At 56.6% G+C, this 14727-nt stretch carries 16 protein-coding genes; 6 read left to right on the forward strand and 10 right to left on the reverse strand.

What is annotated here, in order from left to right; translation table 11 throughout:
• Together G559_RS0115790 and G559_RS29925 are read right to left on the reverse strand one after the other, a co-directional pair.
• Window positions 1-410 (reverse strand): IS5/IS1182 family transposase (locus G559_RS0115790; protein ID WP_036997480.1); only part of this gene is annotated, 410 nt, incomplete at its 3' end.
• Window positions 411-509: 99 nt separating this feature from the next.
• The gene (locus G559_RS29925; RefSeq protein ID WP_081668093.1) at window positions 510-743 is read right to left on the reverse strand and encodes a response regulator transcription factor; all 234 of its coding nucleotides are present in this window, start codon (window positions 741-743) and stop codon (window positions 510-512) included.
• Between the two features lie 872 nt (window positions 744-1615).
• On the opposite strand from G559_RS29925, the gene G559_RS29930 reads away from it, so the two are divergent.
• The 4 genes from G559_RS29930 to G559_RS29635 are packed head-to-tail and all read left to right on the forward strand — an operon-like array spanning window position 1616 to window position 5324.
• On the forward strand, window positions 1616-2707 hold the full coding sequence (locus G559_RS29930) for a SagB family peptide dehydrogenase (protein ID WP_081668094.1): 1092 nt from the start codon (window positions 1616-1618) through the stop codon (window positions 2705-2707).
• Window positions 2685-3659 carry a diiron oxygenase gene (locus tag G559_RS0115795; RefSeq protein ID WP_028629166.1) on the forward strand — a complete coding sequence of 325 codons (975 nt, stop codon included), beginning with the start codon at window positions 2685-2687 and terminating at the stop codon, window positions 3657-3659. The genes G559_RS29930 and G559_RS0115795 overlap by 23 nt, the downstream gene beginning before the upstream one ends.
• Entirely contained in the window at window positions 3652-4845 is a 1194-nt protein-coding gene (locus tag G559_RS29935) for an MFS transporter (protein WP_081668095.1), read from the forward strand. Before G559_RS0115795 ends, G559_RS29935 begins: the two co-directional genes overlap by 8 nt.
• A gap of 2 nt (window positions 4846-4847) precedes the next feature.
• Window positions 4848-5324: a GNAT family N-acetyltransferase gene (locus G559_RS29635; RefSeq protein ID WP_051246701.1), complete on the forward strand. Its 477-nt coding sequence runs from the start codon at window positions 4848-4850 to the stop codon at window positions 5322-5324.
• An 8-nt stretch (window positions 5325-5332) separates the two neighbouring features.
• Here the strand turns inward: G559_RS29635 and G559_RS0115810 are convergent, their stop codons facing one another.
• On the reverse strand, window positions 5333-5608 hold the full coding sequence (locus G559_RS0115810; RefSeq protein WP_155945728.1) for a hypothetical protein: 276 nt from the start codon (window positions 5606-5608) through the stop codon (window positions 5333-5335).
• A 115-nt stretch (window positions 5609-5723) separates the two neighbouring features.
• Here G559_RS0115810 and G559_RS0115815 point away from each other — a divergent pair, with 115 nt between their 5' ends.
• Window positions 5724-6662 carry a class I SAM-dependent methyltransferase gene (locus G559_RS0115815; RefSeq protein WP_028629168.1) on the forward strand — a complete coding sequence of 313 codons (939 nt, stop codon included), beginning with the start codon at window positions 5724-5726 and terminating at the stop codon, window positions 6660-6662.
• Between the two features lie 365 nt (window positions 6663-7027).
• On the opposite strand, the gene G559_RS0115820 is transcribed toward G559_RS0115815, so the two are convergent.
• From G559_RS0115820 to G559_RS0115850, 7 genes are all read right to left on the reverse strand, one after another.
• The gene (locus G559_RS0115820; protein WP_028629169.1) at window positions 7028-7915 is read right to left on the reverse strand and encodes a SphA family protein; all 888 of its coding nucleotides are present in this window, start codon (window positions 7913-7915) and stop codon (window positions 7028-7030) included.
• 74 nt (window positions 7916-7989) lie between these two features.
• Complete coding sequence (locus G559_RS0115825) at window positions 7990-9051, reverse strand: NADH:ubiquinone reductase (Na(+)-transporting) subunit F (protein WP_028629170.1); 1062 nt, start codon at window positions 9049-9051, stop codon at window positions 7990-7992.
• Window positions 9052-9061: 10 nt separating this feature from the next.
• A complete protein-coding gene (locus G559_RS0115830) occupies window positions 9062-9421 on the reverse strand; it encodes a phenol hydroxylase subunit P4 (protein ID WP_028629171.1) in 360 nt (119 codons plus the stop codon).
• 57 nt (window positions 9422-9478) lie between these two features.
• Complete coding sequence (locus G559_RS0115835) at window positions 9479-11005, reverse strand: aromatic/alkene/methane monooxygenase hydroxylase/oxygenase subunit alpha (RefSeq protein ID WP_028629172.1); 1527 nt, start codon at window positions 11003-11005, stop codon at window positions 9479-9481.
• A gap of 35 nt (window positions 11006-11040) precedes the next feature.
• Window positions 11041-11310 (reverse strand): MmoB/DmpM family protein, encoded by a 270-nt coding sequence (locus G559_RS0115840; protein ID WP_028629173.1) that lies wholly within the window; start codon window positions 11308-11310, stop codon window positions 11041-11043.
• Complete coding sequence (locus tag G559_RS0115845) at window positions 11307-12302, reverse strand: aromatic/alkene monooxygenase hydroxylase subunit beta (protein ID WP_028629174.1); 996 nt, start codon at window positions 12300-12302, stop codon at window positions 11307-11309. Before G559_RS0115845 ends, G559_RS0115840 begins: the two co-directional genes overlap by 4 nt.
• 54 nt (window positions 12303-12356) lie before the next feature.
• The gene (locus tag G559_RS0115850) at window positions 12357-12614 is read right to left on the reverse strand and encodes a phenol hydroxylase subunit (protein WP_028629175.1); all 258 of its coding nucleotides are present in this window, start codon (window positions 12612-12614) and stop codon (window positions 12357-12359) included.
• Between the two features lie 370 nt (window positions 12615-12984).
• Here G559_RS0115850 and G559_RS0115855 point away from each other — a divergent pair, with 370 nt between their 5' ends.
• The gene (locus tag G559_RS0115855) at window positions 12985-14688 is read left to right on the forward strand and encodes a sigma-54-dependent Fis family transcriptional regulator (RefSeq protein WP_028629176.1); all 1704 of its coding nucleotides are present in this window, start codon (window positions 12985-12987) and stop codon (window positions 14686-14688) included.
• Window positions 14689-14727 lie beyond the last annotated feature (39 nt).

The following is a 14727-nucleotide window of genomic DNA, read 5'->3' on the forward strand; positions in this document are numbered from 1 at the left end:
CCCTGGCGCAGCGACAGGCCCCGGTCGCCCAGGTAACCATTGATCACCGCCAGAATCCCAGCCGCCAACTCGTGCTTCTCCAGCAGGCGACGGAAGTTGAGGATGGTGGTTTCGTCCGGGATACGCTCCAAGCTCAGCCCGGCAAACTGGCGCAGGATCGTGGTCTCGTACAGCGCCTCCTCCATCGCTGGATCGCTGTAGCCGAACCAGTTTTGCATCAGATACACGCGCAGCATGGCCATCAACGGATAGGCCGGACGACCGCCTTCACCCTTCGGGTAGTGCGGCTCGATCAGGGCAACCAAGCCCTTCCACGGCACCACCTGATCCATCTCGATCAGGAACAGTTCCTTGCGGGTCTGCTTGCGCTTGCCGGCGTACTCGGCGTCGGCGAAGGTCATCTGTTTCATCGGGAAACTCGAGCAACGGGATCGGCGTATTTCACCAGAAACAGGAAGTCTTCTTCAGGATTTCCCTAAACGATTGAAATAGTATGAATGCCGATGCCTTCAACTCTTTAACAATCCAGTTTTCATTGCACAATAAATAGCTTCAGCACGCGATGAAACATTCAGCTTTCTTCGAATGCGAGAAAAATGAAAATTAACATTTGCCTCCGAGCACCCCAAAATCTTAGATATCTCCCAAGAGGTCTTCCCTTGAGCTCCCCAGTGCAGAATCTCCAACTCTCGCTTTGTAAGGCGTATACGAGCATCACATAAGCAACACTCGAAAAATCTCAAAGCCCCCCCAGAGCAAAATCACGAAGCATAGAAGCCGAGGAGAATGATTCCACCAAATTAGAGCGCGCCTTATCTAAAGAAAGGCACAGCACACCCACTTCGCCCCTGGCGCCACGAAGTGGAAGAACTATCCCCCATTCCAAGCCCACAACCTTTACTAGTTCAAAAAACTCGCGATCGTAACGAAGATACTCTTTCCGCCCCCACGAAGACATGGGAACGTTCGAATCACACACCAACTCAATCAACGAATCTACGCACTTATCCTTATCCTCATTCAGTCTTGACCACTCATCTTCGAAATTTACATATACCTTATTCCTTCCCCCGCCCGGCCTTTCAGCCTTTATCTTAAATATAAACTTCAAAAATCCCAACTCAACAGATATCCGATTCATCCTAACAAGCCATTCAGATTCACTTTCCGAGTCCGAAAGCTGCTTAAAGTCATCCATTGACAACACAGAAACCCCCTCGAAAGAAGAAAACCATTAGACGTCAAACTATCTACAGTCGACTACTCAACACCTTAACCATCCCTAACAAAAACAGTCTAAAGCTCCTATCAGAAGTTTCCTACTTAACCAAAAAACTTCACCTACAGCACTCAATGGCAACAGCTATCAAATCTAATAGTTATCATCGCAGGAGGGCAAAAAAAATTGATCACCCCCAAAAAAACAAATAAAAAACACCTGTCGACCAAAATCGACAAAACCAATAACTGAGGAAACAAAAATGATCAAGACAATTTATGAAAGCAAGCAACTGGCCAATTGGACTGCCATCTCTACGCCTACTAAAGGCTAAGTAATAGAACCTAGGAGGCCTCGCGCCTCCTAGATTCTCAAGCACTTCAAGAATGAACACTCATGAACATAAACCCAAACATCTTCATATATTTCGACAATCAAAATATAGTTCTCTGGGACTACCTTAACCACAGGCAGTTCCATATAGACATGGCGCATCTTGAAAAAATAATTGAATATCTCACCACACAAATAGACCCGGACGACTCAATACAAACCAACAACCTAATACAGAACGATGTAATTTCAAAGGAGCCATACTCCAAAAACAAATGGTCATGGGACATTCTCGCCAGAATATTCCACACAGGGACAAGCAATTTAAGCTTCGATATCACACCAAAGAACAGAAAAGAATGGGCGGATGTATATCTAAAAAGTTGCAAGCTGACCTTATCCAAGCCCTCCCCGAAGCTTAGATTCGAAGAGGAAGATCTTTCCAATCCAATTCACGTCCCCTATCCCTCCCAAGAAAGCATCGAACTACATGAAGCTTTCACTTCACGAAAGACTGTCAGAGAGTTCGAAGACAGGGGACTAGAAAAACTCAAGCTTGGAACAATCCTTTATTACGGACTTGGCTATCTCCGCGAACGAGAAGCCTCCTTAGATGAACACATACCGTCAGATATGCGACACAGAAGAAGTAGCCCGTCTGGAGGGGGGCTAAACAGCATAGAGGGATACTTGTACATCAGAAATGTGGATGGCATAGACCCCAGAATTTATTACTACAACCCTCTCAACCATACATTACACAAACTGGGTACCACCCCTCCTAGCCTAGGAGACTTAATGTCAGGCCAACATTTCATAGACAATATTGCATTTGGGGTATTTCTAACATGTAGATTTGATCGCATGTGGTGGAAGTACTATCACTCGCGAGCATACAGGGTTGCGCTGATGGAGGCGGGGCACATATCCCAGTCCTTGCAATTGCTCGCCACAAACGAGGGCCTTCAGACTTGGATTTCTGGTGCGTTTTCTGACGATCTTGTTTCCAAGGCAATAGATCTAAGAAATGAATTTGAAAACCCACTCCTTTTCGTAGGAGCCGGATATAGCCAAGGAAATACGTTCAGCAAAGAACTCGACGAACTACTAAACAACCATCAGGACAAAAGAAATGGACTTAAAGAGCAATACTGACACCCATCAAATTGAGAAATCCATTTCAGAATCGCTTCTAAACTGGGATAAGGCCTCATCGGTACGCACCAAACAGAACACTTACGACCTCAGCCATCCGGAGACCTATCTTAACGAAGAAAAATTCTGGTTCATTCCAAACGCGCTCCCTTGCATTCAGAAACCAGAATTCAAAGCTCTAGGAGAAAACGCAGGTAACACGCTGCTGGCGCGATATTTGGTGTTTTTCCTAGATTACACTTCCGCACTTGAAACAGAAATTGTTAATAGATCAATTAAAACAATTAGCACAGACTCGCTGAACCTCGATCTAAATGGCGACATTAAATTGACAGCACTGCGACTTTATGCAGATGAGGCATACCACGCTGTAATATCCACCGAGGTAGCCAATCAAGTCAGCAGCATCCATGGAATCCAGTCCAGAGCCGCCGCAAACGACAAAATACGTAGAGCGATAACTCTAACTGATGAGGCCTCTGAAAGTCATATGGAACTTGCATGGTTCCTTATGGGGTTCGTATCCGAGACTGTAATCACAAAAGAATATTTAGAATTCACAAAGAACACCATTTACAAACCTGTATTCCAAATGATGCGCGACCACTTGGAAGACGAATTCAAGCATGTATCTTTCTTTTCAAGAATGTTCTCATTAGTCTGGAGCAAGGCTGACGAAGCAGATAGAAAGTTTATACGCAACTTCACACCAAAAATCATAAAAGAGTTTTTCAAACCGCACGACTCCTGGCTTCACAAAAATCTCATAGATCTTGGAGTAAGCACAGTTACAGCATCTAGTATTTCAGACGACCTCAACAGCGAGAGAACACATATCGCCAGAACAAAAGCAGGATGCACAACAACTATTCTTGCGATGCGAAAGGCTGGATTTTTTAACGACCCTAGGAATTCCCTACACTTCATCAAGGAGGAAGTAATCGATGGATAACCCTAATCACACCCCCTTGACATACAGCCTTCAAAAATCAGCGTCAGTAGCTTTCCTTATCAGTATCGTCTTGCTTAGCGCATTCCCATTAGACGTAATACTTCCCTCCTTCCCATCGATAGCTAATAGTTTCAATGTAGCACCAGAAAATGCCATAACTACCATCACGGCTTTTGCATTGGGCTTCTCGTTATCTCAAATTTTCGCTGGACCTTTCTCGGACATCTACGGAAGAAAGATAGTACTTATTATAGGACTCGCAATTTCTTCAGTCTCCAGCATAGCTTGCACGCTCACTGAAGATTTTCACTTACTACTATTTTCAAGATTTATCCAGGGAATAGGCTGTGGCAGCTTCGTGCTTGCGCAAGCAATAGTTCAAGATACATTTTCAGACTCTGAGCGACTAAAGATAAGAACCTTATTGGTAACTGCAAGCGGCGTTTTCATCTCCTTATCCCCCTTGGCCGGCATATTCATACAGGAGCACTTAGACTGGAAAGGAAGCTTCTACATATTCTCGTGGCTGGCAATTTTAGTCTCCGCCTGCTCCGCGTTTATCTACATGAAAACGGTACCAGGAAAGACCCCTTGCAGCCCTTTAAAGCATTTCACCGAAGCTTATATAAAGATATTTTCAAACACAAAATTTACATCCTCCTGGCTAATTTCAGCACTTGCATTTTCCTGCCATTTTAGCTTTGTAGCCCTCTCTCCAATAATCTTCAATGAAGTCCTAACCGAGAACCCTATAAATTTTGGCTTTATACTCTTATTTTACGGATTCTCATATTTGGTCGCCGGCATTCTGGCCACACGGATATTCAAAAGGTCTTCCTTAGAAAAGCAGATAACATGTGGAATAACCTTGATTCTCCTATCTGGGATAACCATGGCAATTTCCCATACCGTATTTCCGGCCCTATCAATCACTCTCATCTGCATGATCACGTGCACTATAGGGACAACATTTGTCAGACCTGCTGCTGCATCTCGCGCAATGGACATTTTTCACGATCTTTCTGGAACCGCATCAGCCGCCGGGAGCACGTTAATGTTCATAACAGCCGGACTGATAAGTTTTTTGGTCTCTCAAACAAACTTTGACAAGGAATTCGCACTGTCGACAGCAATCATTTTGGCCGCGATCATTAGCACCTTGCTGAACATAAAAGCAAAGGAATAGAAATGATCTTAGACATAGAGAAGATGACAGCATTAGTATTTTCAGAGTACAAAAATATCGCAATAAAACTGCACGCCATTGAGCAGTCAGAAGCGCAAGACCAGTCAAAAGAGTCATCAGAGGCCAGCGCACTCTCGGCTTTCAATAGACTGTTGCCAGATGGCATAAACACGAAAGATCATTTTTTCTACTCAATAAAAATTCACACAACCAAATCAATCGCTGGTTACATATGGACATATCACCACGAGACAGCCACTGGAATGGAGGCTTATTTATACGACATATTGATATTAGAAGAATACAAGAGAATGGGAATCGGAAAGAAATCCCTTGGCCAAATATTAGAAAATCTCAAACTTGCAGGATTTCGCAGGGTAGTACTTCATGCCTTTTCAAGAAACCAAGCTGCGATAAACCTCTATCGAAGCCTTGGATTTAGGGAAACCAGTATCTACATGGCTAAGAATCTAAAATAAACGCCAACTTATCGCGTATTCCTGAACTTCAGTTTCAAAGGCGGTAGCGCCATGCGCCGGGTGTAGATCCATGCGCCCAGCACCAGCACACTTTCGCCTATGGAGAGCAGTCGCGTCGCAAGCGGGATTTCGGTTTCGAGTCCGCTGCCGAGCAGTATCAGATCCAGCCCAAGCAAGTCGGTCATGAAGAGCAGGCCGGCGAGATATACCATCGCCGTAAGCAGAAGCCACAGACCTTTCATCCGGCGTCTTGTCGGGGCGCGTTGCCCTTCGGGTGTTTCCATCACAGCCTCGCTTCCTTGCATGCGCGAATACCGGCCAATAGCCGCTTGCCACACCACGGCATTCCGCCGTAATGCTCGGGTTAGAATGCCGCCCCGTTTTCCGTGAACTCCCGCCATGAACCACGACGCCATCGCCACCCTCGAACAGCAACTGATCGCCGCCCTGGAGCATCTGCCGGACGAGATCCGTCGCATCTTCCATGGCCGTGGACGGCGGTGGGCGGGATTGGAGCAAGTGACGGTCGACTGGCTGCAGGGCGTGGTGCTGGTGTCGTTGTTCCGCGAGGTGGGTGAAGACGAACTCGCTGTGCTGCGGGCCATGTTGCTGCGCCTCACGGAATCGCCAGCGTGGCAGCGCAGTGGCGCTTGCACGCTGCTGTTGCAGCATCGCTACCTGCTGGAAAGCACGGTCGAGTTGCTCTGGGGCGAGGCGGTAGAAGAATGCGCGGTCAGCGAAGGCGGCCTGCGCTTCAAGCTGGACCTGGGGAAGAAGCAGAACAACGGTCTGTTCCTCGACATGCGCTACGGCCGCGACTGGGTTCGGGCCAATGCTCAGGGCAAGCGGGTGCTGAACCTCTTCGCTTACACCTGCGGCTTCTCGGTGGCGGGCATCGAGGGCGGTGCGGAGCATGTGGTGAACCTGGATATGGCCAGCTCGGCCTTGAGCCGGGGGCGGGACAATCACCGACTGAATGGCCATGACCTCAGCCGCGTGAGTTTCCTTGGTCATGAGCTGTTCAAGTCCTGGGGCAAGGTGAAGAAGCTCGGTCCCTATGACCTGGTGATCATCGACCCGCCGTCCTTCCAGAAAGGCAGCTTCGCCCTGACCCGCGACTACCAGAAGATCCTGCGCCGCCTGCCGGAGTTGCTGACCGAGAACGGGGTGGTGCTGGCTTGCGTGAATGATCCGGGGATTGGCCCGGAGTTCCTCATTCAGGGGATGGCGGCGGAAGCGCCGGAACTGCGGTTTGTGGAGCGGCTGGAGAATCCGCCGGAGTTCGAGGATATTGATGCGGATGCGGGGTTGAAGGCGTTGGTGTTTCAGCGGGGGTAATTGCTGGGGCCAAGCGGGGCTCCGCCTCCCTCTCCCCCGGCCCCCGCTCTGCGCCCCGGCCTGATCGCTTCGCGCTCCGGCGTTCATCGGCACCGGAAGCAATGCTTCCGAGAGCGTGCCTCTTCACCCCTGAAGAAGAGAGGGGTGACTCACGCCGGCATGGCCCTGCCCAAGACACACGCCCTGTAGGGTTGAATTCATTCGCGAAGCAGGACGCAGTCCTGCCATGACACGTGGCCCAATACCGAATGGGGGCTTCGCAGCCCTCACCCCAACCCTCTCCCGGAGGGAGAGGGGCTGTCCGTGCCACGGAACGTGCAACCTGTAGGGACGGCAGGCCGCAGGCCTGCCCACGTGAACAGGCGCTAGAACGGCACCGTCAGCTTCAGCCAATAGGCATCGCCTTCCGCGCGGTTGCGCACCTGCATCTCCTGCTCCCATTTGGCGGTGAGGAACCAGCCGTCCTTGTTGCTGTACATGATCGATGGGCCGATTGAGAAGGCACGGCCCTTGTTGTCGTCGATGCGCTCGCCGTCCTGGCGGTCGTCGGTGGTCTGGCGGTAGTAGTAGCCGCCCACGCCCAGTACCCAGCCGTTGCCCAGGCCCCAGCCAACGGCATAGTCGAAGTGGAATTCCTGGCCGGAGCGGTAGTCGGTGGCCGGGTTTTCCTGGTTGAAGTCATACATCAGCTTGATGCTGGCGTTGAGTCCGGCGGGGTCGACATAGGAGATCGCCCACACCGGTTCGACGGTCCAGTAGTTACGCCCGATGTTGGCAAGATCGCCACGGTCGTATTCGCCCGAGGGTGCGATGAAGTCGAGGGCGAAGATGCTGTGCAATTTGTCGCTGTGATGAAAGCCCAAGGCCGGGCCGAAGATGATGTCCCCCAGCCCTTTCTTGCTCTGGGACTGGCCGTTCACTTCAACCTTGAGGTCGACGAAGGGGAACAACGCGGCGAAGGCCAGGTTGCCGCCGAACAGCTGCTGCTCGCTCACCCAGATCAGGCGCGGCGCGATGACGTTGGCGCGCACGCGGAAGTCCACCGGCAGGCTGCGGCCATCGTTGCCGCGCAGGGTGTCGGCTTCGTAATGAGTGGAGAACACCTGCCCGTAAAAGCCCGGTGGCGGCATGGCGCCGGACATGTAGTTCTCGGCACCCACGGGGTAGGTGGAGCCGCCGCCTTCGGTGGCATAGGCGACATGGCCGAGGGTGGCGAGGATGCAGCAGGACAGGACACGCAGTTTGGCGCTCATCAGCAATACCTTGTTGTTTTTATGGGCGTGAGCCGCCGTCCGTACGCGCGGCACGGAGCGGCGGATGAAGCGGGTCAGATGCGCTTGAACAGGGCTGAGCGGGTGCTCTCGCCGGCACCATCGGCGGCGGTCAGGAAGCGCTCCATGAAGATGTCGCGTTCGAACAACCGCCCCTGCATCAGCGCCGTGATGGCAGCGTCGATCATCGGCGGCGGCCCGCAGAGGTAGGCCTTGTTGCCGGTGAAGCGACCGTCGAAGTGCTTCTTTGCCGCGTCATGCACGTAGCCGCGAAAGCCGGTCCACTCAGTGTCTTCCGCCGCCTGACTGAGAGACGGCACGTAGGTGAAGTTCTCGTGCTCTTCGGCCAGTCGCTCGAAGAGCTCACGGTTGTAGAGTTCGGCACGGGTGCGAGCGCCCTGGAACAGGGTCATGCGCCGCGTGTCCCCCTGCTCCAGCAGGTCGAGGATCATCGATTGCGGGCTGGACAGCCCCGAGCCGCCGGCGATGAAGATCAGGTCGCCGGCCTGGGAGCCGCGCACGAAGAACTGGCCATAGGGGCCGGAGAGTTCGAGCGCATCGCCCACCTTCAGGCCGTCATGGATGAAACCCGTCGCCTGACCGCCCTCGACAAGGCGCACGTGCAACTCCACCTCGTCGGCACGGCTCGGTGGGTTGGCCAGGGAGAAGGCACGGGTGCCTTCGATGCCGGGTATCTGCAGGTTGATGTACTGCCCGGCCTGGAAGTCCATCGGCCGATCCAGTTTCAGGCGCAGCCCCTTGATGGTGGGCGAGAGGTCGTCCAGGGCGACCACCGTCGCCTGGAAGTCCTGCACGGCGTGGCCGGCGAAATCCGGGTCGACATCGATGTCGGCCTCGATCACCAGGTCGCTCTGCGGGATGGCGCAGCAGGCCAGCACCTTGCCCTCGTCGCGCTCCATGTCCATGAGGGCGAAGGGCGAGGCGGCGCCGACGTCAACCTCCCCTTCCAGCACCTGCAGCTTGCAGGTGGCGCAGGTGCCGTGGCCGCAGGCGAAGGGTAGCCAGACGCCCTGGCGCAGCGCCGCCTGGAGGATGGTCTGGCCCTCCTCCACTTCGATCTGTTCGCCGGTGGGTTCGATGGTGACCTGGTAACTCATGGCGACCTCCTCAGTTGAAGCTGCCGTTGAGGCCATCCAGGCCAGGGGTGGAAAGGTGCAGCAGGCTCTTGTGGCCGATGCCGTTGCTGGCCAGCCCCGCCGTCAGGTCGGGCTGGAAGTCGGCATCGTCCAGGCGCCAGAGGGCCTTCTTGAAATCCACTTTCGCGGCATCGGGGTGCGGTGCGATGGCTGGCTTGACCACATTCTCGATGAAGTCACCGAAGGGCATTTCCGGTGGCAACGGCAGGGTGAATGGGGCGCAGAACATCAGGTGGCGTTCCCAGCAGAGGTACACCAGTTGCAGGCCGTTGAAGTTTTCCTGGCGGTCCAGGGATTGCGCCTCGTAGGCGCCGATGGCAGTCACGGGCATGACACTGTCCTTCTTGTAATGAGGTGGAAGGCGGGCGCGTGGCGCCCGCCACAGGAGTCAGCCGGCCCTGGAGAGGTCGGCGGGCTTGTCGCCCTGCCACTCGCGCCAGCGCTGGTGCTCGGGTGAGTCCTGGTAGTCGAAGTTGTCCTGGCCAAAGGCGATGTTGTAGTAGTCGCGCACGACCGCCTCGACGTCGGCGCCACCGCAGTTGCCCTGGAGAATCTGGTGCACAGGCAGCCAGGCCTGGACGTACTTGTCCGGCTCGTACTGGAAGATGTCGCAGCAGCCGTCGGAGCAGAAATGGAAGCGCTCGCCGCCATGTTCCGTACTGCGGTGGCTGAGGGTGGTGTCCGCGTCCGGCTCGGTGAAGCCCAGCGGGATCTGGCAGACCTGGCAGAGCATCGGCAAGGTGTTGTTGTAGAAGCGCTCGCCACGGGCCTGCATCTCGCGCCAGCGCTCGTAACGCGGGCGGTAGATACGGTCGAAGGTGTCCGGGTACTTGGCCGAGAGCCAGTCCAGTTCTTCGTCCGTGGGTATCCAGGTGTGGAAGTTGGTGGCCTGGCTGTACTGGTAAAAGATCGACCAGGCCTGGTGGCTGATGTGTTCCTTGCCGATGGTGGTCTGCTCGACGTACTTGGGCGGACGGATGCCGTAGCGCTCCAGGTCCTTGAACAGCGCGCCGCCGGCTTGCTCGTAGTACACCTCCCAGGCCTCGGCCCAGGACATGACTTTGTTCGGCAGCATGTAGTCCATCATCATCCCCACCAGCGTCAGCAGGCGGTAACCGCGCCAGAACCACTTGTCGATCCAGCGCTGGATGATCGGCACGTTGTCTTCGTGCTGCTCCAGCAGGAACTTGATCACCTCCAGGCCGAGCGTCATGTGCCGGGCCTCGTCGGACTGTGCCGAGAAGCCGAAGGTGACGGTGGCCATGTCGCCGTTGTAGGCGGCACCGGACATGAAGGGCACGAACAGCAGGTTGGTCAGCACGTACTCGAAGCTGAAGGAGATCGCCGTGAGGAACTCGAACGGCCCGGCGGTCCGCGCGTCTTCGAAGAAGGACTTGGGCACCGAGAGGAACCACACCCGGTCGTGCATGTGGGCGAAGTCATGCAGGCCGTTGAAGTGCTTGTTGTAGTGACTCATGGCGTGGATCTGGGTCTGCACATGGCGCAGCTCGTCGATCGCCTGCATCTGGCAGGCGACCCGTGCGCCGGCGCCGCCGAAGTGCCGGCCGACACGGGCAAACCCCTGGTAGGCCTGGTACTCCAGCGGTGTCACACCACTGAGGAAGAGTTTCAGCGCGTTGACGTAGCGCGCGTCGGAGAGGTTGGTGTGGCCGTTGTTCTGGGAGAAGGCATCGAAGATGGCGTAGAGCTTCTTCTCCTTCTCGGCCTGGTATTTCCAGTAGGCGTCCATGGTCAGGCGGAAGGGGTCCTCCCACTTGTCCCAATCTGTGATCTTGATGCCCTCGAAGCGCTCATAGGGGTAGATATCGTCCTTGCTCTGGTAGCTCGGCTCCCAGGCCAGGTCGCGGGTCAGGCAGCGGTACTTGTCTTTCTGGTTCAGGCGTTTGGCGGCCATGGTGGCTCTCCCGATTCTTGTCGTTATGCGCGGGTTCAGTTCCAGTGCAGGGCAAAGCGGTCTTCGTCTTCCTCGACGTTGCCGCCGAGGGTGATGACGTCGATGAGCATTTCCTGCACGTCCCATTCGCGACCGAGCTTTTCCTCGACTGTGGCGCGGTGGATTTCCAGGCGCCCTTCGGCCTGGATGCGGATCATGGCCGGCTGATGCTGGATCTCGGCGTGGGGGTTGTCCTGGACGATGGCTTCGACGATGTAGCGGGCGTTGTCGTTGTCCTGGAAGGCGATGTAGACGAGGGAAGTCATTGCGCGGCTCCTGCAAGGCCGAGTTTCTTCAGGCGGGCGGCGAACTCGCCGGCCACGGTGTCGAGGGCGGCGGCGCCGGGACCGATTTCGGCCAGCGGCGCCAGGGCTTCCAGGGCACGGGCCTGCCACTGGGTGACCCAGCCGTCGACGAGCTGACGGTTTTCAGCGTTTTCGCTAGCGACGGTTTTCACCAGGGCATCGACCCAGCGCTGGGTCTCAGCGAACCAGAGGCGCATGAACTCGGTGAGCATGCCCACCTGGCCGGCCCCCTGGGCGCAGAGTTGCTCGTCGAACTTGTGGAACATGAGCGGGTAGAGCAGGCCATCGCTGACCAGGTTCTGTGCCAGGGTCAGCTCGAACCAGTCGCGTACCACCAGCGTGTCTTCGACATAGCGGCGCAGACCCTGCCAGGCCGGATCTTCCAGCCACTGGCGCTTGGCCTCGGCGAGCAGGTCGGTGCCGCCGTCATCGAGCATCAGGCCGATGCGCGACAGGTACTGGGCAATGCCCAGGCGGTCCATGGCGTGGAACATGTGCAGCTGGGTCAGGCTGGTACCGAAGCCGTCGGCGGCGATACCGCTGTTGTTCATGTTCGCGCCCAGCTCGGCGTGGCGCAGGGGCAGCAGCAGGCGGGTGATCTGTTCGCGGCTGGCGGCATCCAGCCCGGCCAGCAGGTTGCGCTTCTCGCAGAAGGCGTAGTCGTGCTCGGCGTTCTCCTGCATCTTGGCGCGGGTCTGCACGTAGGCGCCGTAGTAGAACTGGCGCGGGTCGCTGACGCTGTACCAGTCGGCCATGCGCACGGCGGTGCGGGTGGGGTCGTTGAGCAACTTGTCCGGCTGCCAGAGCGGGCGGTAATGGAAGTTGGTGGCCGCCTCGATGTCGAAACTGGCTTCCTGGTAGCGGCTGGCAGGCTTGTCGCCGAAGCGTCGGCGGGTATGGCTGAAGGTCTGGCGGATCGGCTCGGCCGTTGCCGTCTTGATTTCGATGCTCATGCAGGGCGTCCTGTACTTGTTGTTGTGGGGAGTCGACGCGTCGCGGTCCGGCCGTCAGGCGGGCTGGCCACGACTTTCGCCGTAGCGCCACTTCTCCATGTCGGCATCGATGGCTTCGGCCATCGCCGCATCCATGTGTTGAACCCGGTTCTGCTCGCAGAAGCTGGCGAAGGCCGCGCGGGGCAGGACCAGTTCGACGAAGAGGTCCGGATAGCCGATGGCGAAATCGAACTCGACGAAGGTGGCGTCAGGCTCGCTGCGCACCCGGACGTAACGCGGCAGTTGATCGAAGCTGGTCTGTGGCTGGCTCATGCAAGTCGGCTCCATGGGCGGGTTGCCAGGGACAGAGCAACGCCTGTGCCAGCACTCGCATGGGCAGCCAATTCTCTTTTCAAGACGTTGTTTTAATTGGGCTTTCCGTCCCAATGAGGCAAAAGCAACGGGCGCTAAAGGTCGTTGTCAGGCCGGTGGCTTTTCACCATTTGCTCAACATTCGAGAACGCTTTGAGCAAATCGCCAATCAGCAGCGGCGATTGACTTTTCACCGGCTTTCAGGCCGCTTAGAAAAAAGAGAGCGGTCCTTCCTTGCGTCTTCCGGCCGCCCGGTCGAACCCTTGCAACCGTCTGCCTGAACGGTGGTTCGCCTACCTCCCCGTACAAGAACAATCTGGGGTGCAACACGATGAAAGTTGACTACAAGGCGTCGGAGCACAGCCCGACCCTGAAGGACCTGACCGATCAGGTCCACTTCCTCGGTAACGAGGGCAAGATCTGGCTCAACGAGCAGCGCATGCTTCTGCTCCAGGCCTCGGCCATGGGTTCTTTCCGTCGCGAATTGATCGAGATGCTCGGCGTCGAGCGCGCCAAGGGGCTGTTCCTGCGCCTGGGTTACCAGTCCGGCCTGAAGGATGCCGAACTGGCGCGCAAACTGCGTCCGGATGCCGACGCCGTGGAGATGTTTCTCACCGGTCCGCAGCTGCATTCGCTCAAGGGCATGGTCAAGGTCCATCCACTGGAGATGAACATCGACATCGAGAATGGCCAGTTCTACGCCGACCTCGAATGGCAGAACTCCTACGAGGTGGAAAACTGCCAGGCTGAAGGGCTGCACGCCGACCAGCCGGTGTGCTGGACCCTGCTCGGGTATGCCATCAGCTATTCGTCCTTCTTCCTCGGTCGCCAGGTGCTCTACAAGGAGGTCAGTTGCCGCGGCTGTGGCGACTCGCGCTGCCGCATCATCGGCAAACCCGTGGAGGAATGGGAGGACGCCGAGGAGTTCCTCCGTTACTTCCAGAGCGACCCCATCATCGACGAACTCCAGGCCCTGCAAGTGCAGGTGGCGAACATGCGCCAGCGCCTGCAGCACGACGCTGGACAGTTTTACGGCATTGGCCAGGCGCCGCTCTACCGCAAGGCCTGCACCCTGATCGACAAAGCCGCACCGGGCAAGGCCTCGGTGCTGCTACTGGGTGAGACCGGGGTGGGCAAGGAGGTCATGGCGCGCAGCCTGCACCTGCGCAGCGAGCGGGCTGGCGGGCCTTTCGTGGCACTGAACTGCGCGGCCATTCCACCGGACCTGATCGAAGCCGAGCTGTTCGGCGTGGAGCGCGGCGCCTACACCGGCGCCCAGCAGTCGCGCATGGGCCGCTTCGAGCGCGCCAACGGTGGCACGCTGTTCCTCGACGAAGTGGTGGAGCTCACGCCCCGCGCCCAGGCCAGCCTGCTGCGGGTGCTGCAGGAAGAAGAACTGGAGCGGGTCGGCGACTCGCAGACCCGCAAAGTGGACGTCCGAGTGGTGGCCGCCACCCATGAAGACCTTGCCCAGGCGGTAAAGGCGGGGCGCTTTCGCGCCGACCTTTACTACCGGCTCAACGTCTACCCGGTGTTCATCCCCTCGCTACGGGAACGCAGGGAAGACATTCCACTGCTGGTGGAGCATTTCCTGTCGCGCCTTCACGCCAGTTACGGCAAGACCACCCTCGGGCTTTCCGACCGCGCACTGGAAGCCTGCCTGCGCTACGACTGGCCGGGCAACATCCGCGAGCTGGAGAACCTGATCGAGCGTGGCGTGATCATTACCGACGCCAACCAGAGCATCAGCGCCGACGCGCTGTTCCCGCATCTCTCGCATGAGGCCGACAGCATCGGCCTGTCCAGTGAAGGCGAGCTGGTGGCCCGCACGGCCAGCGTCGAGCCCGACTGGGTGGAGCGCCTGATCGACAGCGGCCTCAGCCTGGATGCGGTGGAAGAAGCGCTGATGCAGGGGGCGATGAAGCGTACCCAGCAAAACGTCTCGGAAGCCGCACGCCTGCTGGGCATGACCCGCCCCGCCCTGGCCTACCGGTTGAAAAAGCTGCCAGCGGAAGATGCCGCCGGCCGGCACTGAGGCAACCACCCGGGCTTTTCCATGGCAAAGCCCGGGGCT

Origin of the sequence: Metapseudomonas resinovorans DSM 21078 (assembly GCF_000423545.1) — a bacterium.
In the GTDB taxonomy this organism is placed as follows: domain Bacteria; phylum Pseudomonadota; class Gammaproteobacteria; order Pseudomonadales; family Pseudomonadaceae; genus Metapseudomonas; species Metapseudomonas resinovorans.

Bases quoted from the DNA above. Each gene is read 5' to 3' on its own strand.
- G559_RS29930 (WP_081668094.1), top strand. From the start codon at position 1,616: ATGAACATAAACCCAAACATCTTCATATATTTCGACAATCAAAATATA.
- G559_RS0115795 (WP_028629166.1), top strand. From the start codon at position 2,685: ATGGACTTAAAGAGCAATACTGACACCCATCAAATTGAGAAATCCATT.
- G559_RS29935 (WP_081668095.1), top strand. From the start codon at position 3,652: ATGGATAACCCTAATCACACCCCCTTGACATACAGCCTTCAAAAATCA.
- G559_RS29635 (WP_051246701.1), top strand. From the start codon at position 4,848: ATGATCTTAGACATAGAGAAGATGACAGCATTAGTATTTTCAGAGTAC.
- G559_RS0115810 (WP_155945728.1), bottom strand. From the start codon at position 5,608: ATGGAAACACCCGAAGGGCAACGCGCCCCGACAAGACGCCGGATGAAA.
- G559_RS0115815 (WP_028629168.1), top strand. From the start codon at position 5,724: ATGAACCACGACGCCATCGCCACCCTCGAACAGCAACTGATCGCCGCC.
- G559_RS0115820 (WP_028629169.1), bottom strand. From the start codon at position 7,915: ATGAGCGCCAAACTGCGTGTCCTGTCCTGCTGCATCCTCGCCACCCTC.
- G559_RS0115825 (WP_028629170.1), bottom strand. From the start codon at position 9,051: ATGAGTTACCAGGTCACCATCGAACCCACCGGCGAACAGATCGAAGTG.
- G559_RS0115830 (WP_028629171.1), bottom strand. From the start codon at position 9,421: ATGCCCGTGACTGCCATCGGCGCCTACGAGGCGCAATCCCTGGACCGC.
- G559_RS0115835 (WP_028629172.1), bottom strand. From the start codon at position 11,005: ATGGCCGCCAAACGCCTGAACCAGAAAGACAAGTACCGCTGCCTGACC.
- G559_RS0115840 (WP_028629173.1), bottom strand. From the start codon at position 11,310: ATGACTTCCCTCGTCTACATCGCCTTCCAGGACAACGACAACGCCCGC.
- G559_RS0115845 (WP_028629174.1), bottom strand. From the start codon at position 12,302: ATGAGCATCGAAATCAAGACGGCAACGGCCGAGCCGATCCGCCAGACC.
- G559_RS0115850 (WP_028629175.1), bottom strand. From the start codon at position 12,614: ATGAGCCAGCCACAGACCAGCTTCGATCAACTGCCGCGTTACGTCCGG.
- G559_RS0115855 (WP_028629176.1), top strand. From the start codon at position 12,985: ATGAAAGTTGACTACAAGGCGTCGGAGCACAGCCCGACCCTGAAGGAC.